This window comes from Veillonella sp. VA142 (assembly GCF_003992135.1).
Lineage (GTDB): Bacteria > Bacillota > Negativicutes > Veillonellales > Veillonellaceae > F0422.
The window spans coordinates 1-24184 of sequence record NZ_RQVN01000012.1 but is presented as its reverse complement, the minus strand read 5'-3'; the positions used below and the strand labels follow the sequence as shown (position 1 = coordinate 24184).

Genomic DNA, 24184 nt, shown 5'->3' with positions numbered 1-24184 from the left:
TGGCTTCCTATTTATTCTTCTGTATCTTCGTTATCTTTGCTGTTCAATAACATCTCCATGAATTTATGGAATGCAGTTTCTCGCATATCATCCTCTTCCTCCAATTTCGCCAACCCATCAATCATTTCAATTACAGCTTGTAATTCTTTCACTTTGACTTCAAATCCAAATGCTTGTGCAGATTCATACATTTTAATCCGTTGTGCAATCATGAATTTAATTAATTGGTCTCGTTTCATTTGATTCGCTCCTTTAGTGTTTTATATACTTCCTCATGATAACTACCATGTGCCATGTTGTGGCATTCTCTACATAGGCAAACTAGATTAGATAAGCGACTGTCACCGCCCCTAGATCTAAACAATATATGATGTACTTCCGTAGCAGGTGCTTTACATAATACGCATAGCCCCTCATCTCGTTCTATCGCCCATTTCCTCGTTCTTTTATATAATCGTTCGTCATCCGCCTTGCTCTTATTCATCCATCGCCTCCCAATCTTCTAATAGGCTTTCTACCTCTTCCTTTGTCTTTGTTTCTATTCCTAATGCAGTAGCCTCAGATACTAAGCAATCAATAAGCCTTGCCATTTCTTCAATGTCATATGTACTACTACCATAATAGGCATGTACTACTTTGTATCCATTTAATTTACTATTTCCTACATCCTCAACAATCCACCCTATCCCGTTAGATTCCCATATTTCGGTAAATCTCTCTACAGCCTCCGCCTTGATTGGCATAGGTGTAAAAGCATAGCTACCCTTTATTGCTTGCCTATATACGTCCTCACGGCTCGTATATGTGCCATTTTTAGATAATTCCTCAGCTATCTTTTGGCATAACACCCAACAATAGCTATTAGCAGTCAATGACCGTCTTTCTCGATGTAGCTTGAGTTCTATATTGTATTTCTTGTCCTGCTGTATTTGGTTTAATACCTCAACCCCTGCGGGTACCATCAACATGGCACCCACTGGAGTTTTGACAATCTGCAAGCAATCAACTTGCCACTTCATACGCTACGACCCAATCATATAAGGCTTTCAATTCATCCTCAGTTAACTCATTAGAAGTTTTCTTTTTAAAAGTCTTGTTGATGTATTCCGATATTAATTTAGGGTTGATTTGCTTAATACCCATCTGTTGAGTAATCTTCTGTAAATACCCTTGCTTAGCTTCCTTTTCCTTCACGCTATTTGTTTTAGGTGCTTGAGTTTTAGATTTTGTTTGCGTTGTTTTAGCAACGTATTCATCTGTATCTGCGTCTTTGTTATCATCTATGCAGAATAACCCATTCAATGCGTATTTTCTTGCATATGAGGATGTAGCCCCTGTTATTTGTGATGGATCCATTCCCTTTTTGTCCAAAGGCTCTTTCGCAAAGGCACTATTGGCCACCGCACCACCGTCAGCACCGTACAACGTAGCTGTTGCCTTGATATAATTATGGTCTCCTATTGTCACAATCTCATCACTAATCACAAGGCATGTATTAGTTTCTTTCAAATGAGGTTTGACCCCCTCCAAGATGTCCTCGCAACTACGGTAATGGTATTTACCAAATGAATTGAATTGCCCTTTTGGGGCTTTCAAATTCGACTGAATGTAATTCAATGCACTATAGATACTTGTTGTTCCCATCTATTTCTCATCCTTTCCGATTGTTACCTTGAGCGATGTTGTATCAACCAGTCTTGCACCAGTTACTTCGATACCCTCTTGTAATGCTTTTTTGATGGCTGTTTTGTCAGCCTCTACCTTTGTTTTCAAGAACTCAATAGGTAATGCGTTTACATCTGTTACCTCAGTAGATACACCCTTGCGGTATGTCAATTTGTGTGGACCATATAGCATAGTACTTTTGAGGTTGCCCGTTTTAGCTAACTGGTCTTGTAAATATGATTCCAACCATTGAGCCTTATTGTCATAGCCTCGTGCCACTTCATCAAGCCGTTTCTTTTCAGCTTTGACCATTTCCACGTTGTACTTGTATTCTTTTACTAATGCACAGATATTCTGTACTTTTACATCGAACTCACCATCAATGGCCTCTAATGTGTCTTGGATCATTTGCCAATCCTCCGACCCCATCTCGACCTGCTCCATCATTGTGGCAACTTCCTTGTAATTTTCTGCTAATTCGTATAACTTCATGTACTTCCTCCCTAGTGTAATTACTTAATATGTGCTATAATGAACGTAGTTCATATTTCTGCTCCTTATTTAGGAGCGGTAGCCCTCAGTTTTGAGGGCTTTTTTTATTCCCTTGTAATAAAATCAACTGTATATTCTGATGTTTCACAATTGTATAAACTATCAAGCCTTTCAACTATGTTGTCCCATACTTCTTCATCATCATTGCCTGTTACAACAATATTGAACGGTATTTTTATAGAACCCTCTACTATATATCGTTTCATATACTCACCCCCTTTCAGTGCTAATCTAATTTGCCTAATGTTCTAAACGCTATCTTGTCAATTTCCATATCTAACTTCTTATGTACTTTCGCCCTAATCTTTTCTATTGCCTCTTCTGTATCATCTGCCCTCACTTTAATCATCATAGGTACGCAAGCAATCACATTAGCCACATATTTGTGTTTTCCTTTCAATGTTTCACCGCCTTTACTTTCAGTGTCATACCTGGATGAATAACCCCATCCTTTAAATTATTGTTTAAAATCATGTGGCGAATTACATCTCGCACGTCTACTTCCTCGCCTACAGCGTCCTTGGCAATACCCCATAGGGTATCACCCTCTTTGACTACCACAGTTGTATCTTCATATTGAATTGGTTCTTGTGCTACTGCAAAATATATACCTGCTAGCACTACTGGAATCATCGCCACGGCTATAACCCTATCCCATCGGATATGAGTTCTTTTTTTTACGATTTTACGTTTTTTCACTTCATAACCTCCTTTAATTTATTCATATACACCCTTGCTATAGGGCATTGATTGGTTAGGTGATATAGCACCATAGAATGTACGTCAAACTCTTCTACAGCTTTTGCTATCACATCACATGGTGGATATAACTCACCATATAGATATTTCAGAAATGCCCTCTTGCTAATACATAATCGTTCTGCGAATTGGTCTTGCGTTAGAATTATGCCCCTTAGCGAACTTTCAAACTCGCTCCGTGGCTTGTTTGTACTTCCGTTCATTTCAATCACCTCTTGATTTCTATATACTGTTGTTAGTAGGCAAGCTGTTCTAGTAAATCCCCTGCCTCGACCGTGATAACATTTTGTACTTTAAAGAACTTTGCTTTTAGTCTGCGATTTTCTTCTTTAAGCCTTTCGTTCTCACGTTTTAAATTTTCAAACTCCCAAGGGGTGAACTCTTCACCCCCATCAATGAAAGCCTGTACGTTCTTTGCACTGTATACCATAGGCTTTACACCTTTAATTGGTACCAGCACACCCCTATATTTGTAATTCATCAAAGTACTTTTGGAACAATGGAGCATACCCATCACTTCCTCCACCGTATATGTTCTTTTCTCCATATTATTCTCCATAAATCTCAAAGAATACTTGTTTTTGCTCTAGCATGTCTTGCTCTGCTACTACATCAAAATCGCCCATTACCTCAGCAGGGAGTTTATACCCAAGTTCCAAATCTCCAACGAATCCACCATCCATTGGATAGAAGATTTTTGCGAACTTCCAAGAATACGACCAATCGGAATGATTTACCTCAACTCTTGGATACGCATATGCTGTTACTAGTTCACCAGTAGGGGAGAACTCTCCCCACCATCCTTTTTGAAATGTGAATCCATCTACAACTCGTCTTTCATTGAATTTAACTAATTTTGTCATATTTCTGCTCCTTATTTGGTAATCTTGGATCTCTTTCAAAATCCCCTAACTCTAAAAATGTTCGTGCTTGAGTGAAAGCAATAAGTCCTAATTCCTTTAGTTGTGGTTCAGCATCGGTATTAATACTTGCCATATGTGCAAGCCTGTCCACTTTCTCCATAGACTTGATGTACATTCTTCTCAATTCTTCATTTTGTTCTTTAGTTAATCCAATCAGTGCCATATTTCTGCTCCTTATTTTGTAATCTTTTTGTTAACTTTTAAGCTAAAAAAATATCTTGCATGTTAATTCGTTTATCTTTTTTATTGAAATATTGGTATATTTTCATCATCTCTTTTTGTTTAAACGCCCTCTTTCCATTTTCTTTCATGTTATAGTTAACTCTTGAGATTCCTATCACTTTAGCAATTTGCTCTTGTGTGACGTTATATTTTTTTCTTAGTTCTGTAATCTTAGTCATGTTCACCTCCTTGTAATCTTTTTGTTACCTTATGATTACATTATAAAGTAATCTTTATGTTACGTCAAGCATTTTTTGTTAACATTTTGTAACTTTTTTAAATGTAAACTATTTGTTACTATATTGGTATAAGGAGTAACTATTATGAGTACAATAGGTCAACGTATAAAAGAATTAAGGCTTGGCCACAATATGACTGGCTATGAATTAGGGTTAAAGTTAAACATCACTAGAAATGCAGTGTCTCAATGGGAGACGAATAAACGTGTCCCAACATCGACAATGCTTACTCAGATAGCAAAGTTATTCAACGTTACTACAGATTACCTACTCGGCAGGGAGGAAATCCCTAATGATACAAAATCTGAAATAAACTATGCTATTCCGCTTACTGGCGGTGTTCGCATTCCTGTATTAGGTTCTATCGTTGCTGGCATTCCAAATACAGCAGTCACAGATTATGATGAATGGATAGAGATTTCGCAATCACTAGCCATGCGTGGTGAATATTTCGCACTACGTATCAAAGGTGACTCAATGGAGCCTACCCTATTTGATAGTGATATTGTTGTGATTAGGCAACAACCTGATGTTGAAGATGGAGAAATCGCAGCCGTTTCTATTGCAGGCAATGAGGCGACCATCAAACGCATATACCACCGCTCGGATGGTATAGATATTGTAGGTGATAATGTGAGGGCATTCCCTAGAATGTTCTATAGCAATCACGATATAGCGACCTTACCAGTTAGGATTATGGGTAAGGCAGTAGAGGTTCGAAGAGATTTGTAGGAGGTAGAAGTATGGGCACATTTATTGGTGTATTACTCGGTTTAGGGATGATCGGGTTCATCCTAATGTTTATTATTGGTATGATTTCTCCTAAGAGGGCATTACCAAAATCTATTGAAAATCCAACACGTGGCAAAGTGGTTGGTTACTCTGTTGGTGGCTTTATTCTAATGATTGTCTTATTAATTGTTATTAACCCTGGCAAGATGGATTCTGACTCTGCAAACAATTCTAATACTGCCGTTACTGTAACCGCTGAGCAAAAAGAACAAGCAAAAAATGACGCACTAGCAATTTTACAAGCTACACCACAAAGTGTAGATGAAGTTGAAAAAGTGACATGGTATAAATCATGGGGCACTGACAAATATCCTCCTATGAGCAATGTATATTGGACTGCTAAAGTTGATGGCGATAAAAAAGTTAGTCAACATTTAAAATTTGTTCACTTTGATAATGGTATCGACTGGGTATTTTGGGATAAAGTGATATTCTCCACAGATCAAGGTAAATGGGAATTGAAACTTAATACTTTTGCTGGACAAAGCGGAGATGGAAAAAATACTCAAATCGTAATGGGTGGTAAATATGAAACGTTGGATATCCCATACGATAAAGCCTATGATGGTATTAAATTGCTATTAGAAGGCACAAATCCTATCATTCGCTACCAAGGTGAAAAATATAAATATGACTACCATGTGCCAGCAGAAACATTACAAGAATTACAACGTTCTATGCAACTACACCAAGATTTGAAATTGATTAAAAATTCTTTACAATAAAAAAATCCCCCTCTTAACTGAGGGGGCATATTTTTACATCTAATCAAGAACATACGTTTTATATAATTCAACTGAAAGGAGCAATCATGGCTAGTTATTCTATATCAACACGACAAAAGGATAAAGGGTGGCAAGTTATCGTTAGCTACAAAGATAGATACGGCAAATGGCGACAAAAAAGCAAGCAAGGATTCGCTACCAAACGGCAAGCCAAAGATTACGGCGATGTGATAGTGAAAGACATCAAAGAAAAATTGCTGTTCATTAATAGTCAAGAATTTTCAGATATAACGTTCATCGAATTTGCTCGCCTATACTTTCACGATGTAAAAAATAATCTACGAGTAAATACGTTATTGGCATATGATAATAATGTAAAACATCTACACCAGATCCATGATATGAAGTTGCAATCTATAACACCCCAAATAATCCATAAAATCGCCTCTGAGATGCCTCTGTCGGAAAGCACTAAGCATTATGTATTCTCTATGCTTAAAACGATGTTTACGCACGCAATAAAGCGGTATAATTTAATGGTGAATAATCCTGTTGTCATTAATTTAAAAAAAGACGCAAGAAAAAGAAAAAGAATTAGAATTATATCGGATCAAGAATTATCTGATTACTTCAAATCAGCAGATGCATCCTCACACTATTTTATAGCAGTAAAAATATTGCATTATACTGGCATGCGTGTTGGTGAGTTGTTAGGCTTAACATGGGATAACATCAATTTCGATAATCTGACAATCACCATTAATAAGCAATGGGTACGTTTGAATGAAAATAGAACGCACGGACTCGGACCACTAAAAACAAAAAATAGTTATCGTACAATCCCTATACCGCCATCATTGTCAGATGTTTTGTTGGAGTATAAAGCACGTTGTACTACCGATAGGCTTATTCCTATATATTCACCTACCCTTGTACACGAATATACAAAACGCCACATTAACAAACATACGACTCATGATTTTAGGCACACATACGCAACTAAACTACTAGCAAACGGCGTAGACATTAAAACAGTTGCGTCTTTGTTAGGCGATACAGTAAATACTGTTATAAAAACGTACATCCACTACTCGGATGAAATGAGAGAAAATGCTCGCACCCAAATATGCCAAATTTTCGACTAATTTTATTATTTTTTGACGTTTCTATGACGAATAAAAAAAGAACCGCATAAGAATGCGGTTTCTTTTATTATATGAGATTTCCCTTTATTATAGCATGTTATGACAATAATTACACGGCTAAAAGAAGAAACACCACATGGTTTCGGCAAAATATTTGCACTCCATGTGATGTTTCTATCATATCCTTTTTTGAACGTGTATCGTACCATAATAGACTATCCATGATTATACTATTCACAATAATGAATAGGTACGACACATTTTATTAGCTAAGGACTAGCCTTTACATATATACTGTTTTGCAATACGATAGACTTCCTCATGAATGTCTTCAATGGTGCGTAATTGATTGACTCCATCCTCACAGTGCACTCGATGCCAATCATAAGTGCTCACCAACATATCATAAGCCTCATGAACTGCCGTTAAGTGCGTGGCATCTTGTTCATGAATGTCTCCCGTATTGCCACCGGTTTTGCCTGTGCGTTCTGCTAACAGCGCTTTGGACAAAGACAGAGGCATGTCTAATAGAATCACTGCATCAGGTCTTGGCAAGCCATATAGATCGTATTCCAACTGGTCAAGCCATTGTAGAAATGTTTGACGATCTTTCGTATCGGTATATTTTATCATTTGATGCACCATATTAGATGTAGTATATCGGTCAGCAATGATGATGCCTCCCTCTTCGTAAAAAGCCTGCCAATCTTGGCGATACGATGCAAAGCGGTCTATGGCATATAGTGTGCTAGCCACATAGGCATTCACGGAGTTTGCCTCTTTTCCAAAGTCTCCTCGCAAGTACATTTTAATTGGTTCTGCTGCTGGACTATCGTAATTAGGAAAACTAACAGACCGAACTGGATAACCTTCTGCTTGTAGTCGTTCCAACAGTTTTGCGGTCTGAGTAGCCTTACCACTGCCGTCGCCACCTTCAATAATAATTAATTGTCCCATATACATCTATCTCCTTATAACATTGCAATTCTTATCGTATACTCTATCAATCCCTTATATAAAGCATCACAATACTTTTTAGTCCCTTTACACAGTCATTATATATAGGCTATGTGATACTGCAACAATACACTCATCTTCTTATGCTAGACATACTATATCATCCACACCATGCCTCTTTCTATCTCTCTTTACACACGAGAATTGTCTGTAGTTCTCGGTCCGTAGCACCATTTGGCACATACCCATCGCGTTGTTTTTGCTCTATATATGCTAATACTTCCTCTGTTATGACCTCCCCTACACCTAGACAAGGGATCCCTGGTGGATAATACGTTATAGTTTCCCCACTAATTCGTCCCAAGGATTCTTTTAAGAGGATTGTTTCCATCTCTGCATAAAAGGCTTGCCGTGGTGAAAGTAACACAATAGGTGTTGGCAAGATTTCCATTGTACTTGCGTCTACATCGTTATCATCCGTAACATATGTATCATCTCCATCTATGCTCCTATGCTTTGTCACATTTTGTGTACTATATATTGCATCAAGAGACGCATTATTACTTTGGTCAAGTGAAACTATATTGCGCTGCTGCGCATACGTTCCGTCCCCCTTTGTGGTACCTTCTATCTTATGTTTATACATATCTGAGATACTCTGCACTGCATCTATGACCTGTTGTATAGATGTGTCCGTATCGCCTATGGTAATCAATAATAAGACATGGTAGGCTTTCATCAGTTCCACTTCAATATGACGTTGTCGCAACTCTTTCTCTAACTCTTGTGCTGTTAATCCAAGATCTTTTGCATCGATAATAATCTTAGTTTCATCGAAAGTGAAAGCCCCTTCTATATCCTCATGACCAGGACAAGCAATGCCATGAATCTCATTCAGAGCGCTTCGTAATGTACGAGCCAAGTTCAATGTATCTTCCATTAAAGATTGCCCCTCTGTGGCCCATTGATGGCGCGCCATATCCAAAGATGCTAAAAAAATGTAATTTGGGCTTGTACTCATCAAGATTTGTTGCAATCGTTGAATACGGTCTACATCAATACGAGAACCTTGTCCATGAAGCATCGAGGTTTGTGTCAAAGAACCTAATAATTTATGCGTACTTTGAGCAACTAAGTCTGCCCCACTTTCTAAAGCAGGCACCGGCATCCCCAAAGATGGTACAAGATGTGGTCCATGAGCCTCATCCACTAACACGAGCATATTTCTTTGATGAGCTGCTTCTACAATCCGTTTTACGTCTACACCAATTCCATAATAGTTAGGATGCACCAGTAAAATGGCCTTCGCTTCTGGATGCGCCTCCATCGTAGCCACAGCCTCTTCAGCTGTCACTCCTACAGGGATACCCCATCGTGGATGAAAACACCCTCTCATATAAATTGGTTTGGCTCCACTTAAGACTAAACTATTATGCACAGAGCAATGAGCCTCTCGAGGAATGATGATAGAGTCCCCTTCTTTCACAGCACTCATCATCATCATTTGAATCGCACCCGATGTTCCGTTAATAGAAAACCATGTATGATCGGCACCAAAGACCTGTGCTGCCAGTTGCTGCGCCTCCAATAATTCACGCTCCGGCTCATGATAATCATCAATGGCATACATCAACCCCAAATCATAAGATAATGCCTTACCCATCCATTCTGTAAGCAGTGTAGGTGCTCCCACTCCAATTTTATGTCCCGGCGTATGAAAAGGAATCATATGTTGTTCTTTATATGTTTCTAAAGACTCCACAAAAGGAAGTCTATTTTGATTTAAATTTTGTTTCATATATTTACTATTGATTCAATTATAATATTATTACATGTATTAAGCTTTATACTCTATCTAGTATTCTACCCTACTCTGTGCATCCATTCAAGCGATTCTATCACGACTAACATATATCCCTATATTCTGTTCATACTGTGTATCGTTGTAAATATACCTTATACCTTTCATTGGCATACTGTATCATAGTTCAAAATAATAAAAAAACTGCTACAATTTGTAATTCTTTACAAACTGTAACAGTCTCTAATTATTTACTATATTCCGCAACGTATTGGGAACCCGCTTTTACGTAGTGTTCCATTGTATTTGCCACATGGTGTAAATCTTGACCAGTCAAAGCATTAATGTCTTGACCGCCCGTTGCACTATTGATAATTTGTGAAATTTCGTAACCACTATATCCTAGCACAGACAAGCGGTTGGATAAACTTTTAATTAAGCTCATTGCTAACCTCCATTTGTGTAGTAATTATTTGAATTCATTTCCAAAATTGGATCCTTCTGTGGTCGGGTTGAACCACCATAGCGACTAGACCGTCATAAGAGCGTATACAGTAAGCATCTATTCGCATACAAGTCTTACGTAGCATCAGCCTATATTGCTATGTTATGTAATATTATAACGATAATTTTCGATATTGTCAAGTAAGTTCTATAGAATCAAAAAAAATCGACCCCACAAGGAGTCGATTTTCCATACTAACTTGTAATCAAAAGCGCTTAGCTAATTAAACTCAGTAGTATTAAGAACGTACAACTATTTTTTATTTTTAGTTGCTAATGTAGCTAACATAGCTTCCTCAGTACGACGTCGTACTGCATCCACTAATGGTTTGACTTCTAAGAATTCAGCATCAGTCAAACGGAAAGTACGTCCTTTACGTTCAAATAAGGATTTTTTGCGACCTGCACCAGCCCGCTTGCCGCCCCAATTATTACCTTTCATGATAATGCCTCCCTCACAATAAGTAAAAATAAAGACGATTCACATTAAATACTAATTATACTGCTCTAAACTTAGTATATACTTTTATTTTCATAATTTCAAGATGAAAAGACATATATAGTGAATTTATTTGATTGAATTAAGTCAACAATCCAAAAGTAATTCAATGGTTGATCAAAATCACCCTCTTATACAGGATATGTGCACAATAAAAACCAAAATAGAACAAGTGCTCTATTTTGGCTTTTACTCCTTCTAACGAGGGCGACCCTTTTTAGGATTATACAAGTTCATTCCTTTATCAATTCCTACTTCTACACACCCAAGAACAGCTTTTACCATGGCTTTAATACCTTTTTTTACTATGTCCTGTTGTTCCTCTGGAAAGCGTGACAAGACGTGATCTACCACTGTCCACTCTGGCAAAGGTCGACCAATACCAAATCGAAAATGTGGAAATGCATCCGTCCCCAAATGGCTAATCATAGATTTTATACCATTGTGACCGCCTGCACTACCATTAGGACGAATCCTAAGTTTACCTACCGGTAGGTCCATATCATCATAAATGACATACACATCTTCTGGAGTTAGCTTGTAATAGCGCATCAAAGGACCTATGGATTCACCACTGAGGTTCATGAAGGTCTGTGGTTTCACCAACAACACCTTTTCCCCCTCAATGGTACAAGAACAAATTTCTGCTTTATAATCTTCTCTCCATGGTGTATGAGTCACCATCTCAGCAATGGCATCTACCACCATAAATCCGATATTATGGCGGGTCCCTTCGTAGTCCCTACCAGGATTTCCTAGTCCAACGAGTAATTTCATCTTATTTATCAAATAGAGAGCTTACAGACTCTTCTTGAAAGATACGCAAAATCGCCTCTCCCAATAATGGAGCTACGGACAATACCGTAATATTTGGTAAGCGACGTTCTTCAGGAATATCAATTGTATTTGTGACAATTAACTCTTTAATATTGGAGTTTGCAATACGTTCGCAAGCTGGATCTGTTAGCACTGCATGTGTGACACAAGCTGTCACAGATTTAGCACCAAATTCTTGTAATGCTTTGGCTCCCTCTACAAGAGATCCTGCTGTATCCACAATATCGTCGATGATAATACAATTTTTACCTTGTACATCACCAATTAGATTCATTACTTTTGCGACGCCTGGTTGAGGACGTTTTTTCTCAATGATTGCAATTGGTGCACCAATACGGTCAGCCAAATCACGAGCACGTGTTACCCCTCCAAGGTCTGGAGATACAACGATGACATCTTCCATTTTCTTTTCATTGATATAGTTTGCAATAAGGGAAGCCCCCATTAAATGGTCTACTGGCACATCAAAGAAACCTTGAATTTGACCTGCGTGAAGATCTACCGTTACAAGGCGAGTAACGCCAGCAGTTTGTAATAGGTCTGCCATTAATTTTGCTGTAATTGGTTCTCTGCCACGAGTTTTTCTGTCTTGGCGAGCATATCCATAATATGGTACAACGGCTGTAATATGACGAGCGGATGCACGTTTTAACGCGTCTGCCATGATAAACAACTCAACTACATTATCATTCACTGGATAACTAGTTGGTTGCACGATAAATACATCTTTTCCACGTACACTTTCATCAATCATGACTTGCACTTCTCCATTGTTGAAGCGACCTACAAATGCTTCCCCTAATGGAAGGTCCAAATAATCACAAATTTCTTTGGCTAATGCTGGATTCGCATTACCTGTAAAAACTTTGAGTCGTTTACCATCTTCTAATGCCATGTCATTACTCCTCTAAAACAATTGACTTACAATTTGATGCACAAAGGCTCTATCTATATTGTACTTCATTTTCTCAATTTTGTATAAACAATTTTATGAAATTTCAATACATTTTTATTTTTTGAAAGTATCCTCTGTGACCCAGTTCTCTTTTACCACTTGGCGTGCCCGTCCGAAAGCCAATGCTCGGCTTGGTACATCCTTCGTTATGGTAGAGCCAGCTGCTACGTAACTTTCACTACCAATCGTCACCGGCGCTACTAAGTTGGAATTGCAACCTACAAACACACCATCTTCAATTGTGGTACGATGTTTCTTCTTACCATCGTAGTTGACAGTAATAGTACCACAACCGATATTCACCTTAGATCCTACATCACTATCACCAATATACGATAAGTGCGGAAGTTTTGTACCAGTACCAACCACGCTATTTTTCACTTCTACGAAGTTGCCAATTTTTACCTTATCAAAGAGCACTGTGTCTGGGCGCAAATGTACAAACGGTCCAATCACTGTATCATTCTTGATTTCACAATCATGTGCGTAAGAATCATGGATGTGATTATTATCGCCTACTGTTACATTGGATAAACGTGTATTAGGTCCCAAAATATTATTCGTACCTACAACCGTGTTGCCTTCTAATGTTGTATTAGGATAGATAATCGTATCTGGTCCTATCACCACTTCTGGATCAATGTATGTACTATGTGGATCTACCAAGGTCACTCCGGTTTCCATCAATGCCATGTTTGTACGGTTACGCAAAATCAATTCTGCTTGTGCCAATTGTAAACGGCTATTGACCCCTAAGGATTCATCGCTGTCCATGGTCATGTAAGCGCTCACTGTTTTGCCTGCTTTTACAAGGATGCTCACTACGTCTGTAATGTATAATTCACCCTGTGCATTGTCATCTGAAAGTTGCTCTAAACAAGGCCATAATTCTTTGGAATCAAAAATATACATACCCGTATTCACTTCGTGCACTTTTAATTCATCTAGTTTACCATCTTTTTCTTCCACAATGCGTTCCACGGACTTTGCTTCATTGCGAATGATACGGCCGTACCCATATGGGTTGTCCATATAAGCCGTTAATACTGTGGCTGCCGCCCCTGTTTCTTTGTGGTGAGCCAATAATTGTTCCAGTGTTTGTTGCGTTACCAATGGTGTATCCCCACACAACAATAAAATCAGCCCTTCATGGTTGCCGAGTACAGGTTCCGCTTGTTGTACCGCATGACCAGTACCTTTTTGTTCTAATTGTATCACGTATTCCACACTGTCACCTAAATAGGCTTTCACATCATCGCCACCAAAACCAACGATGACCACATTACGCTCTGCCCCTACAGATTGAGCCGCTTCTAACACGCGTTCTACCATAGCTTTACCAGCTACCTTGTGCAATACTTTCGGAAGTTTAGATTTCATGCGTGTCCCTTTACCGGCCGCTAAAATCAAACCTACTAATTCATTCATATGCATCCACCTTTATTGTTGACATAGTAATAGTATATATAAATTAGCATACCATATTGTAGGAGATTTTTCGACTATTAATTATAGTATGTATCTCCTAGCAAGTGATTATGCTACACACTAGAATTGCATGCATTGCTATCACCCTATACGGTTAGCTACCCTTATCATCTTACGATGGAGTGTCTAATAACCATTCTAATACATTTCTCTGTTGAATCCCATTATAGCTTGCATTCTTATTAATCACATCGAAGGTTAATAGGAACTTAGGATAATGGTCTTGTATTTGTTCTAATGGTTTTAGTTCTCTCTCTAACGTATGTGGATCTAATACACTTTGACTGACTTGATAATATTCGACAGTACCAGTTTTTTGGGCAATAAAATCTATCTCTCCTTTTTGTAGATGACCTACATAGACCTTGTACCCTCTACGTATGAGCTCTAGACATACGATATTTTCCAAAACATGACCCACATCTTCACCACGATTAGGTAACAAGAATTGTTTTAACGCTATATCCACTGCATAATATTTTGCATTTAGTTGTAATACTTCTTTTCCTCGCACATCATATCTATTAACTTGATACATTAACAATGCATCTTGTAACGATGATATGTATCGCTCAATAGTCCGCCCATCCACTTTTCGACCTGCACTAATGAGCGAGTTTTTAATCTTTGTAGGATTAATTAAGCTACCAATATTGGCAAACAAATATCTAGTTACACTTTCCAATAACTTTGGGTCTCCAATTTTACTCCGAGTAATGATGTCTTTCAACACAATGGTGTTAAATATGCCTTGTAAATAATCTAGTATCATCGGCAGATTATCCCCTAACGTTAAAGTGCCTGGGAAGGAGCTATATTGAATATATTTTCGATATAATTCCTCTAATAATTGACGCTCATCATTTTGATGGGCTTCACAAAATTCTTTAAATGAAAGTGGCAACATATCTAATTGCACATAGCGCCCCGACAATAAAGTAGCCATTTCAGAAGACATAAAATACGCATTAGAGCCAGTGATATACACCTTTACCTTATCCTTAATGTACAAACTATCCACCACTTTTTCAAAATTAGGTACATGCTGTATTTCATCAAGAAATATATGCATCTCTTGATTGGGAATGAGTCGGTCTAAAATATATTGATACAACGTCCGATACTCTTGCAAATGTTCATATGCTAAATCTTCAAAATTAACACTTACAATCTGCTCCGGCTGAACACCTTGGGCTAACAACTCATTCTTATACAACTGAAATAGCGTAGACTTACCACAACGACGGATACCAGATACTACAATAATTGCATCAGTCTGCCGGTGATTTCGTAAGAAATCTAAATATTGTTTTCGTTCAATTAACTTCATTATATCCCCTCCTTTATATTATGGTTCTTATTACTAATTTAGTTTAATTTTTATTTTTTTATGGATTCTATAACATATTTTAGTAACTACTATTCTATTTTATGGAATAGAATGCTATTTTTTATTTATTCTACCATTTTGTGGAGTCTGTGACAAATTTTCTATATATAATAAAAGGAAAGCCCATGCTTAGGCTTTCCTTCGTAACTTTCACTAGCATATTCTACTAGTATCTATTCTTTTATTAGTATTGAAATATCTATTTATGCTTTATCAGCAGCCGCATAGATTTTTTGTACCCCTCTATTAGATAAGTAGCAAGAGAACATACAAAGGACTACGCCCACTAGCAATGTGTAGAAACCCATATCCCAGCCCCAATGGTCTACAACGAAACCAAAGAGTGTTGTTCCTAAGGAACTACCCACAAGGTAACTCATAAAACCACGCAAACCTACAGCAGACCCTAAGGCAAAGGTTGGAATAACTTCCATCGCCTGTACCGGAATCATAGATTGTGGAATGTAAATCAAGCATCCTGTAATACAAGCAAATACAGTAGCCCACAAAATACTATCAGAGTTCATATACCCAATGACACAAGCAAAGATAACCACCAAGCAATAGATTGGTAATTGCATAATACGACCTTTGAAGTATTTGTCTACTAAGTAGCCTGCCAAGATAGTAGATGGAATAGCAGCCCATTCAAACAACATGTAAGCTACACTCATCTCTGTTTTTGTAAAACCTTTTACTTTTAGTAAGTATAAAGGAATCCAGGTAATCATGCCAAAGCGGACCATGTATACGAATACGTCGATTAACACCAAATACCAAGAGTTTGGATTTTTAAATACAAAGTTGTAAAACACTTGGAATGCATTCATATCCTCTGGTTTGTCCGCTGCCATTTTAGCAGATTTTTGTCCTGCCGCTTCCTCTTGGAATACTTCCTCTACAGTTGGCAATCCTTCTTCGGTTGGGCGCTTACGAACAAAATTCAAGACTAATAGCACGCAAATTGCAGCTAATATTGCTGGTACTGCAAATGTGCCGAGGCGCCAATGCTCTGTTCCTAAATAGCCAATTGCCACACCCACGATAGGAGCCACAATACCACCACCTAAGTTGTGGGACATATTCCAAATTGTACTAGCACGACCCCGCTGAGATCTAGGGAACCAATAGCCTACTGTAATAATTGAAGGTCCAACACCCATCCCTTGGAATAAACCTAATAAAATAACGAGTCCGATAAATAAGGAATAATGTGTGGTGAATCCCATCAATACATTTAAGATAACGCATAAAGTCAAACCGACAGCCATAAAATATTTCGGATTTGCTTTATCTGCCAACACAGACATAAACCCTTTGCTAAGTCCGTATGTAATCAATAAGCAGCTAGATAATAACCCTAATTGCGTTTTACTTAAATCTAGCTCACCAGATAAATACGGCAACGCTAAATTAAAATTACTACGCACTAAGTAATAGGCTGCATATCCAATCCATACACCAATCAAAGAATTCATTTGCAAGCGTAAAAAATGACTTTTTACCTCTCGACTAACAACTTCCATACTAACGCCTCCTTTATATTGTATGTCATGGCATAGTATATACCTTTTTCAATTGATAGGCTAGTAGTTTATTTTCAAAAGAAACTCATCACTTCTTAGAAAACCTATATATACCTTTCTGTAAAGAATACACAAAAACGCCGTACCATTCTTCTCTACATATAACTTTAAAAATTTTTAACTGAATTCTATGGTATACTTCTAATTTCTATTTAAACTGTAGTAAAATAATATACAAACTATATGTAGTACAAAATACATATATTCAGTCATTCAAAAGGAGGTATCTATGCAACAAACAAATAAAAAAGGCCTCATCACTGCTTTAAGCTGTTATTTGATTTGGGGACTTTTACCCATCTACTGGGCACTCCTCCATCATATATCAGCCTATAGCATACTAGCACACCGCATCATTTGGTCTGCTCTTTTTATGTCCTTTGTGGCTATCGGACTAAATTACAACCAATTTAAGAAAGACTGCCTGCATTTAACACATAATATGTCTCAATTGGGTTTACTCGTTCTAGCCTCTATCTTCATATCTAGTAATTGGGGCTTATACATTTGGGCCATCTCTAATAATCGTGTGATGGATACGAGTTTTGGATATTACATCAACCCGCTACTAAATGTAGTGTTAGGAGTATTGGTATTTAAAGAAAAGCTAACGTTCCCACAGTGGTGTAGTGTGGGCTTAGCCACCATCGGTATCCTCTTCATTTCTCTACAACTAGGAAGTCCCCCTAATTTAGCACTCGCCCTTGCCTTAACCTTTGCTCTCTATGGCCTAGTAAAGAAAAAACTATTAATCCATCCTTTTACAAGCATCGCTTTTGAAGCGTGGCTTGTAGCCCCCTTAGCACTAGCATACACAACGTATATAGATGCTAGTTCTTGGGTGGCTTTTCAAAACGATTCATTTACTGCTGCCCTATTCGTTATCTCTGGTCTAACTACATCGGCACCTCTCGTTTTATTCACCTATGGGGCGCGACTATTACCATTAAACCTACTAGGATTTCTGCAATATCTATCGCCCACTATCGCTCTACTTATCGCCATCTTCTATTTCGGTGAAAGCTTTGATTCTAATAAAATGACTGCCTTTTCTTTCATTTGGTTAGCCCTTGGCATCTATACCGCTTCCAATTACACAAAATAAATACAAAAGTTTTATAATTCTGTATCCCCAGCAACTGAAAATTATTTTTATTTACAATATACTTAAAGCATGAAAAGGAGTAACCCCTAAGAGGGTACGCCCCCTATACTTTATCAAGCTAGACACATGGTATCTACATTTGTAGTAAAGTCTTCATTCTTTCAGCAAAACAAATGACGGTACCATAATAATGGTTATACTAGTATTAGATACAGAAAGGATACACACATGGATACAATGAAACAAGCCCTTGGTCTTACAGGCAATGACAGAATGGAAGTTATGATTGACATTAAAGATCGCTTTCTCGGTGGCACCTTAGATTTAGAAACAGCTCGCACTTTATTGAAAGAAAAAATCGGTACTTGTACACCTGATGAATTTGCCTATGGTGAACAACAATTGAAAGGTTCTTATACAGACGAGGAAATCACCCATCGTATGGATGACTTATTAGAATTATTCGATGGCATTTTAATCCGTGCGAATAATGAATATCCGGAACATCATCCTTTAACGGTGTACCTAAATGAAATCGACGCTATGGAACAACAGTTAACAGAAATGGAATCTTTGTTACAAGCACCTCACTTTATTCTCAATCCTTGGCTTGGTGTATATGATGCACTTACTACTTGGCGCATCCATTTAGCACGCAAACAAAATCAATTATATCCTGTTTTAGAACGTTATGGTTTCGATCGCCCTACAAAAATCATGTGGACCTTCGACGATGCAGTTCGTGATGCTATCTCTGAAAGTAAACAACTACTAGAATCCGGAAAGGAATCTGAATTTTTAGCGAAACAAGCGGACGTCATCGATATTATCCGTGACCTCAATAACAAAGAAAAAGAAGTACTGATCCCTACAGCATGGAAGTTATTACAAGACAGTGACTTTATCACTATGAGCCAAGGCGATCATGAAATTGGATTTGCTTTCATTACACCACCGCCATTCTATAAAGGTCGTCCTGATGCGGAACCTAAGAACCTTGGAGAGGCATCTGCAAATGTGGGGCATGTAACAACACAACATAATCATGCTGATGTGGGAAATCATGAAAACACTCAATTAAGTGGTGCTGTTAACCCAACTGCTTTGTTACAAGAGTTAGCACAATTAGTGGGCAAATATGGTATTAACGGAAGCCCTGAACAAACACATGACCTAGCTGTTGGCGCTTTAACGATTGAACAGATTAAATTAATCTTTAAATTCTTACCAGTAGACATTACCTTTGTGGATGAAAATGATTTGGTTCGTTTCTACAATGATACGAAGCACCGCATCTTCCCTCGTAGTTCTAATATCATCGGTCGTGTGGTGCAAAACTGTCATCCAAAGAAAAGCTTACCATTAGTACAAGAAATTATCGATTCTTTTAAAGCTGGTAGACAAGATTACGCTGAAATGTGGATTAACAAACCTGACCTATTCATCCATATCGAATATATCGCTGTGCGCAACGAAGAAGGGCAATTTAAGGGTATCTTGGAAATGGTGCAAGATTGCACACATATTCGTAGCTTAAGTGGTTCTCGTAAAGAACTGATTTGGGAAGGTTCTGATTCTGCATACCATGCAGTGGAGCATATAGATTACAAAAATATTCGCAAAGAAGATGCCCCAACTAGCACAGCTAGTACAACTGAACAAGATTCAGTACAAGATAGCTCTACACAATCTACTATCTATGAAAACGATCTAGGCTTAACTGGCGACACTAAATTATTCCCTCTATTTGATACCATACCTGGTCTGAAAGACCATATGATTCATATTCATCCTAACTATAAAATGCTAAACTCTCCCCTCGCTAAATTAATGAAACACAAAGCTACCTTATCCATGGTGGCAGAACGTGGCGAGATGACACTAGATGCATTAATCCAAGCTATTTTAGCTTTCAAACATAAGAATCAATAATATATTAGAGGACTATCCGTGATAGTCCTCTAATATTCTTATTTCTATTCTTTTCATATGCTATTGTACAGTTAGCCGAAGGCCCTACGTATTATATAAACGGTAAAAAAACAGACACAGTTTTATTGCAAAACCATATCTGTCTTTTTGATTACCCAATTTCTTTATTTTTAATTTTTTCCAAAAATATTTCGATACGTTTTACCGCTTCTTTAATATTTTGCAAGGAGTTAGAATAAGCTACGCGAACAAAGCCTTCTCCACAGTCACCAAAGGCATTACCAGGTACTACGGCAATGCGCTGATCATAGAGTAATTTTTCACAAAACTCTTCTGATGTCATGCCTGTGCTCGTAATGGACGGGAATGCATAGAATGCCCCTTCAGGCTCAAATGTATGAAGTCCCATACGATTGAAAGCGCTCACCAACAACCGACGACGCATATCGTATTCTTCACGCATGTATTGAATATCTTTGTCTCCATGTTTTAGGGCCTCGATAGCCGCATATTGAGACATAGACGGAGCACTCATAATACCGTATTGATGCATCTTTGTCATCTGAGCAATAATCGGTGCTGGCCCTGCGGCAAAACCAAGTCGCCACCCTGTCATAGCATAAGCTTTTGAAAAACCATTAATTAAAATAGTACGCTCTTGCATGCCCGGAATCGATGCAATAGTAACATGTGGTTCATCTCCATACGTAAGTTCACTGTATAACTCATCAGACAAAATGAATAAATCATGTTTGATAACAACTTCAGCAATAGCTTCCAAGTGTTCACGGCGTAGCACCGCTCCTGTTGGATTATTAGGAAACGGCAATACTAATAGTTTTGTCTTCCCGTTAACTGCAGCTTCTATAGCCTCCGGAGTCAAGCGGAACTCATCTTCTTCTTTTGTAATAATTTGTACGGGCTTTGCATTACACATCTCTGCTAGTGGCGTGTAGCACACAAAACTTGGCACCGGAATCAAGACCTCATCCCCTGGATTTAACAAGATTCGGCACGTTAAATCAATAGCTTCTGATCCACCCACAGTGGCAATCACTTCCGTAGCAGGATCATAGGATACATGATACTTTCGTTCTAACCAGTTAGAAATTTCTTCCCTCAGTTCCATAAAACCACGGTTCGGAGAATACCACGTTTTCCCTTTTTCTAAGGTGTTAATCCCTTCCTCACGAATGTGGTATGGCGTAGCAAAATCTGGTTCACCTATACTAAGAGAAATGACATTGTCTAATTCATTAGCAATTTCAAAAAAACGACGAATCCCCGACGGTTTCACAGCTTTGATCTCTGTATTTAAATAGTTATCATAATTAATCATCGAATACATTTCTCCGATCTTCACGAACTCCACCCGTGTGGAACACAATATTATTATCTTTATAACGTGTTAAGATAAAGTTTGTTGTCGTAGAAAGCACCGAATCTAATGTAGATAAACGGCGAGATACGAATAAAGCAATATCGCGCATACTAGCTCCCTCCACGATAACAGTCAAATCATAACTACCAGACATAAGGTATACACCTCGTACTTCTGGAAATTCCATAATTCGCTCTGCCACTTTATCAAAACCTTGATCTGGAGCAGGAGTCACACCTAATTGAATAAGCGCTGTAGATTTGTTTTGATCTACTTGTTCCCAATCAATGACTGCTTGGTACCGTTTAATAATGCCAGACTCTTCAAAGGCTTGAATACGATTTGCCACATGTGCTTCATCACTATTGAGCATAATGGCTAAATCTGCCGCCGACATGGAGGCGTCCTCATCTAATAAACGTAATAAACGATGATCCAATGTGTCCAATTGTACTGCCATAAGGGAGACTCCTTTCTTATGATTCACATCTCTATTTTATAAACGATAGCATTGTACATCTATTCTCAATGCTTATTTATTTATTATAGTCAGTTTCTCTGAAAGTAGCAATACATTATATTACACCTACATACTATAATACCAAGATGATCTACTTAAAATAAGTCTATCCTGATAATTACCTTCACATTAAGACTGTTATCTCTCATGTTAATACCCTAATTTTATACCAAACCCTAACATAGTGAATAGTCGCACTCTAAAAAAATTTTATATCTTTTCTTAGCTTTTCTAGCCCCCACAATGCACTAAATTGATTTATACACTATGCTCATATCCTTGTTCTTGCATTCTTCTATTTTTCAGGTATCTATTACAATATTGTTAACTTAGTAAAGCTCTATAGAAAATATTTATATAACCTTTACAAGGATAAGAAATAGGTATATTCTATAAAACATATTCTAAAAGGAGGAATTATCCATGAATGACCAAACTATACACACCCAAGAAGAAAGCTTATTTAATTCTGGGTTTATCAGTATTACTATTATTAATTTTATTGTCTTTTTAGTGTATTATTGCTTTGTAGTTATCACAGCCAGTTATGCTACTAAAGAACTTCACTCCACAGTGGCCGAAGCGGGATTTGCCACCGGTATCTATATCATCGGCACTTTATTTGCACGCCTCATCATGGGGCAACGCTTAGAGCTTATTGGGCGTAAAGAAGTGCTTCGTTATGGGGCTATTTTTTATTTACTTACAACTCTTGCGTATCTCATTGCCAAAGATATTCTAATCCTAGATACCGTACGTTTCTTAAATGGATTTGCCTATGGCACTGTATCTACTGCAGCTAATGCAGTTGTTACAGCGTATATCCCAAAATCAAAAAATGGTGAGGGTATTAACTATTATGGTCTCAGTACTAGCTTAGCTGCCGCTATTGGTCCTTTCATAGGTATGATTTTATTACCTGCGGTAGGATTCACTTGGATTATCTATTTAGCTGTTCTATTATCCATAGGAGTTGCTATCGCTTGCTTACGCTTCCCTGTTCAAAATTTAGCTCTATCCTCTACAGAAATAGTATCTATGAAATCTTGGTCTATAAAGAACTTCATTGAACCACGCGTTTCCTTTATTGCTTTTCTTGGTTTCCTAATGGGGCTAGCCTATTCTAGTGTCCTAGGATTCCTTTCTATCTTTACCCATGAAACTGGTCTCATCACGGCAGGCGCCTTCTTCTTTGTTGTCTATGCCCTTGTCATCACTGTAACTCGTCCAATTGCAGGTCGTATCTTTGATGAACACGGGGAAAATGCCGTCATGTATCCGAGCTATATATGTTTGACCATTGGCCTTTTACTTATTGCTTATAGTACAAGTACCGCTTTACTACTCATTGCTGGTGCTTTCGTAGGGTTAGGATACGGTACATTTATGTCCAACGGGCAAGCTGTTTGTTTGAAAGCTATTGAGCCTGCCAAAATTGGAGTTGCTCTTTCCACTTATTTTATTGGATTAGATCTCGGATTAGGCGTAGGGCCTTATACATTAGGTATCTTACATGGCCTATTATCTTACAGCGGTATCTATATCGTATCAGCCATCATTCCAGTCATCGTATTGATTCTCTATGCCATCTACTATCGACCTGCCAAAGAACAGGTTATGTATGAAGAAGAAATTCCTAAACATCAATAAACCTATAGATATAAAAAAGTGCCCTATACCTTATGCTATAACATACATATGCATATCGGTATAGGGCACTTTAATATTATCTTTTTTTTACAAATATACGAATTTTATTCGTTCTATCAATCAAATTAGTATCATTACACCAAAATTTAAGAGTATCATAGCCAATATATCTGTCTATAAGAACTAACTTCGTCTCACTATAGATTATCGCTCCTAACTCATCATAACAGTTCACAATAAAATCTAAATTGCAATCAAACTTACCATCCATAATTTCAAGAAGGACATTAAATGACTGTGTACTCCCTTTATTGACTTCTTGTATTCCATAGGACTGTACATTAATTTGAAAAAACTGAAATGTTTTTTATTGATTTCAATAGCATTATATAATCGTTCAATATCATTAGCTGTATTCATAGTCCCTCCCTATATAGGCTCTTTGTCAAATGTGGGGGCTACTCATATAAAAAGTTCTTAGGGGCTGTAACAAAATGTACTTTTTTACATTTTCGTTACGGTCCCTTTTGCATGCAGAAACTACCAAACTTCTTGAG

30 protein-coding genes are annotated in these 24184 nt (G+C 37.8%); 6 read left to right on the top strand and 24 right to left on the bottom strand.

The features are described 5' to 3' along the window. Window positions 1-11: 11 nt before the first annotated feature. The 12 genes from EO117_RS05845 to EO117_RS05800 form a co-directional block, all read right to left on the bottom strand. Complete coding sequence (locus tag EO117_RS05845) at window positions 12-239, bottom strand: hypothetical protein (RefSeq protein ID WP_126939543.1); 228 nt, start codon at window positions 237-239, stop codon at window positions 12-14. Next, window positions 236-484, bottom strand: coding sequence for an HNH endonuclease (locus tag EO117_RS05840; RefSeq protein ID WP_126939542.1), 249 nt, complete (start codon window positions 482-484; stop codon window positions 236-238). The genes EO117_RS05845 and EO117_RS05840 overlap by 4 nt, the downstream gene beginning before the upstream one ends. Next, a complete protein-coding gene (locus tag EO117_RS05835) occupies window positions 477-1019 on the bottom strand; it encodes a hypothetical protein (protein ID WP_126939541.1) in 543 nt (180 codons plus the stop codon). The genes EO117_RS05840 and EO117_RS05835 overlap by 8 nt, the downstream gene beginning before the upstream one ends. Continuing rightward, window positions 1003-1644, bottom strand: a complete 642-nt coding sequence (locus tag EO117_RS05830; protein WP_126939540.1) for an ERF family protein — start codon at window positions 1642-1644, stop codon at window positions 1003-1005. Before EO117_RS05830 ends, EO117_RS05835 begins: the two co-directional genes overlap by 17 nt. Next, window positions 1645-2157, bottom strand: coding sequence for a siphovirus Gp157 family protein (locus EO117_RS05825; RefSeq protein WP_126939539.1), 513 nt, complete (start codon window positions 2155-2157; stop codon window positions 1645-1647). A gap of 104 nt (window positions 2158-2261) precedes the next feature. Continuing rightward, a complete protein-coding gene (locus EO117_RS09215) occupies window positions 2262-2423 on the bottom strand; it encodes a hypothetical protein (protein WP_164727503.1) in 162 nt (53 codons plus the stop codon). A gap of 20 nt (window positions 2424-2443) precedes the next feature. Next, entirely contained in the window at window positions 2444-2617 is a 174-nt protein-coding gene (locus EO117_RS09210; protein ID WP_164727502.1) for a hypothetical protein, read from the bottom strand. After that, window positions 2614-2916, bottom strand: coding sequence for a LysM domain-containing protein (locus tag EO117_RS05820; protein ID WP_126939538.1), 303 nt, complete (start codon window positions 2914-2916; stop codon window positions 2614-2616). The genes EO117_RS09210 and EO117_RS05820 overlap by 4 nt, the downstream gene beginning before the upstream one ends. Before the next feature lie 295 nt (window positions 2917-3211). After that, the gene (locus EO117_RS05815) at window positions 3212-3523 is read right to left on the bottom strand and encodes a helix-turn-helix domain-containing protein (protein ID WP_126939537.1); all 312 of its coding nucleotides are present in this window, start codon (window positions 3521-3523) and stop codon (window positions 3212-3214) included. A gap of 1 nt (window position 3524) precedes the next feature. Continuing rightward, window positions 3525-3839, bottom strand: coding sequence for a hypothetical protein (locus EO117_RS05810; RefSeq protein ID WP_126939536.1), 315 nt, complete (start codon window positions 3837-3839; stop codon window positions 3525-3527). Further along, window positions 3823-4062, bottom strand: a complete 240-nt coding sequence (locus tag EO117_RS05805) for a hypothetical protein (RefSeq protein ID WP_126939535.1) — start codon at window positions 4060-4062, stop codon at window positions 3823-3825. Before EO117_RS05805 ends, EO117_RS05810 begins: the two co-directional genes overlap by 17 nt. 37 nt (window positions 4063-4099) lie before the next feature. Then, entirely contained in the window at window positions 4100-4300 is a 201-nt protein-coding gene (locus EO117_RS05800) for a helix-turn-helix transcriptional regulator (RefSeq protein ID WP_126939534.1), read from the bottom strand. A gap of 144 nt (window positions 4301-4444) precedes the next feature. On the opposite strand from EO117_RS05800, the gene EO117_RS05795 reads away from it, so the two are divergent. From EO117_RS05795 to EO117_RS05785, 3 genes are all read left to right on the top strand, one after another. Continuing rightward, a complete protein-coding gene (locus EO117_RS05795) occupies window positions 4445-5092 on the top strand; it encodes a LexA family transcriptional regulator (RefSeq protein ID WP_126939533.1) in 648 nt (215 codons plus the stop codon). A gap of 11 nt (window positions 5093-5103) precedes the next feature. Further along, window positions 5104-5877, top strand: a complete 774-nt coding sequence (locus EO117_RS05790; RefSeq protein WP_126939532.1) for a hypothetical protein — start codon at window positions 5104-5106, stop codon at window positions 5875-5877. A gap of 86 nt (window positions 5878-5963) precedes the next feature. After that, a complete protein-coding gene (locus EO117_RS05785) occupies window positions 5964-7022 on the top strand; it encodes a tyrosine-type recombinase/integrase (protein WP_126939531.1) in 1059 nt (352 codons plus the stop codon). Window positions 7023-7298: 276 nt separating this feature from the next. Here the strand turns inward: EO117_RS05785 and EO117_RS05780 are convergent, their stop codons facing one another. The 9 genes from EO117_RS05780 to EO117_RS05740 all read right to left on the bottom strand — a co-directional run bounded on the left by EO117_RS05780 (window position 7299) and on the right by EO117_RS05740 (window position 16979). Further along, the gene (locus EO117_RS05780) at window positions 7299-7979 is read right to left on the bottom strand and encodes a thymidylate kinase (RefSeq protein WP_126939530.1); all 681 of its coding nucleotides are present in this window, start codon (window positions 7977-7979) and stop codon (window positions 7299-7301) included. 181 nt (window positions 7980-8160) lie between these two features. Beyond that, entirely contained in the window at window positions 8161-9777 is a 1617-nt protein-coding gene (locus tag EO117_RS05775; protein WP_126939529.1) for an aminotransferase class I/II-fold pyridoxal phosphate-dependent enzyme, read from the bottom strand. A gap of 250 nt (window positions 9778-10027) precedes the next feature. Beyond that, the gene (locus EO117_RS05770; RefSeq protein ID WP_126939528.1) at window positions 10028-10225 is read right to left on the bottom strand and encodes a hypothetical protein; all 198 of its coding nucleotides are present in this window, start codon (window positions 10223-10225) and stop codon (window positions 10028-10030) included. A 312-nt stretch (window positions 10226-10537) separates the two neighbouring features. Beyond that, a complete protein-coding gene (locus EO117_RS05765) occupies window positions 10538-10726 on the bottom strand; it encodes a hypothetical protein (RefSeq protein ID WP_126939527.1) in 189 nt (62 codons plus the stop codon). A gap of 255 nt (window positions 10727-10981) precedes the next feature. Continuing rightward, window positions 10982-11560 (bottom strand): aminoacyl-tRNA hydrolase, encoded by a 579-nt coding sequence (pth, locus tag EO117_RS05760; protein ID WP_126939526.1) that lies wholly within the window; start codon window positions 11558-11560, stop codon window positions 10982-10984. Window position 11561: 1 nt separating this feature from the next. Continuing rightward, complete coding sequence (locus tag EO117_RS05755) at window positions 11562-12515, bottom strand: ribose-phosphate pyrophosphokinase (RefSeq protein WP_126939525.1); 954 nt, start codon at window positions 12513-12515, stop codon at window positions 11562-11564. A gap of 114 nt (window positions 12516-12629) precedes the next feature. Further along, window positions 12630-14003, bottom strand: coding sequence for a bifunctional UDP-N-acetylglucosamine diphosphorylase/glucosamine-1-phosphate N-acetyltransferase GlmU (glmU, locus tag EO117_RS05750; RefSeq protein ID WP_126939524.1), 1374 nt, complete (start codon window positions 14001-14003; stop codon window positions 12630-12632). Between the two features lie 172 nt (window positions 14004-14175). Continuing rightward, the gene (locus EO117_RS05745; RefSeq protein WP_126939523.1) at window positions 14176-15393 is read right to left on the bottom strand and encodes an ATP-binding protein; all 1218 of its coding nucleotides are present in this window, start codon (window positions 15391-15393) and stop codon (window positions 14176-14178) included. Between the two features lie 263 nt (window positions 15394-15656). Next, the gene (locus EO117_RS05740; protein WP_126939522.1) at window positions 15657-16979 is read right to left on the bottom strand and encodes an MFS transporter; all 1323 of its coding nucleotides are present in this window, start codon (window positions 16977-16979) and stop codon (window positions 15657-15659) included. A gap of 289 nt (window positions 16980-17268) precedes the next feature. Here EO117_RS05740 and rarD point away from each other — a divergent pair, with 289 nt between their 5' ends. Continuing rightward, the gene (gene rarD / locus EO117_RS05735) at window positions 17269-18144 is read left to right on the top strand and encodes an EamA family transporter RarD (RefSeq protein ID WP_126939521.1); all 876 of its coding nucleotides are present in this window, start codon (window positions 17269-17271) and stop codon (window positions 18142-18144) included. 228 nt (window positions 18145-18372) lie between these two features. Then, window positions 18373-20076: a DUF438 domain-containing protein gene (locus tag EO117_RS05730; protein ID WP_126939520.1), complete on the top strand. Its 1704-nt coding sequence runs from the start codon at window positions 18373-18375 to the stop codon at window positions 20074-20076. Window positions 20077-20227: 151 nt separating this feature from the next. Here EO117_RS05730 and EO117_RS05725 read toward each other — a convergent pair whose 3' ends face one another. Both EO117_RS05725 and EO117_RS05720 read right to left on the bottom strand, forming a co-directional pair. Next, window positions 20228-21439, bottom strand: a complete 1212-nt coding sequence (locus EO117_RS05725; RefSeq protein ID WP_240632592.1) for an aminotransferase class I/II-fold pyridoxal phosphate-dependent enzyme — start codon at window positions 21437-21439, stop codon at window positions 20228-20230. Next, entirely contained in the window at window positions 21408-21917 is a 510-nt protein-coding gene (locus EO117_RS05720) for an Lrp/AsnC family transcriptional regulator (RefSeq protein ID WP_126939519.1), read from the bottom strand. The genes EO117_RS05725 and EO117_RS05720 overlap by 32 nt, the downstream gene beginning before the upstream one ends. A 483-nt stretch (window positions 21918-22400) precedes the next feature. On the opposite strand from EO117_RS05720, the gene EO117_RS05715 reads away from it, so the two are divergent. Continuing rightward, window positions 22401-23627: an MFS transporter gene (locus EO117_RS05715; protein WP_126939518.1), complete on the top strand. Its 1227-nt coding sequence runs from the start codon at window positions 22401-22403 to the stop codon at window positions 23625-23627. A 243-nt stretch (window positions 23628-23870) separates the two neighbouring features. Here the strand turns inward: EO117_RS05715 and EO117_RS09205 are convergent, their stop codons facing one another. Then, window positions 23871-24047 carry a hypothetical protein gene (locus EO117_RS09205; RefSeq protein ID WP_164727501.1) on the bottom strand — a complete coding sequence of 59 codons (177 nt, stop codon included), beginning with the start codon at window positions 24045-24047 and terminating at the stop codon, window positions 23871-23873. Window positions 24048-24184 lie beyond the last annotated feature (137 nt).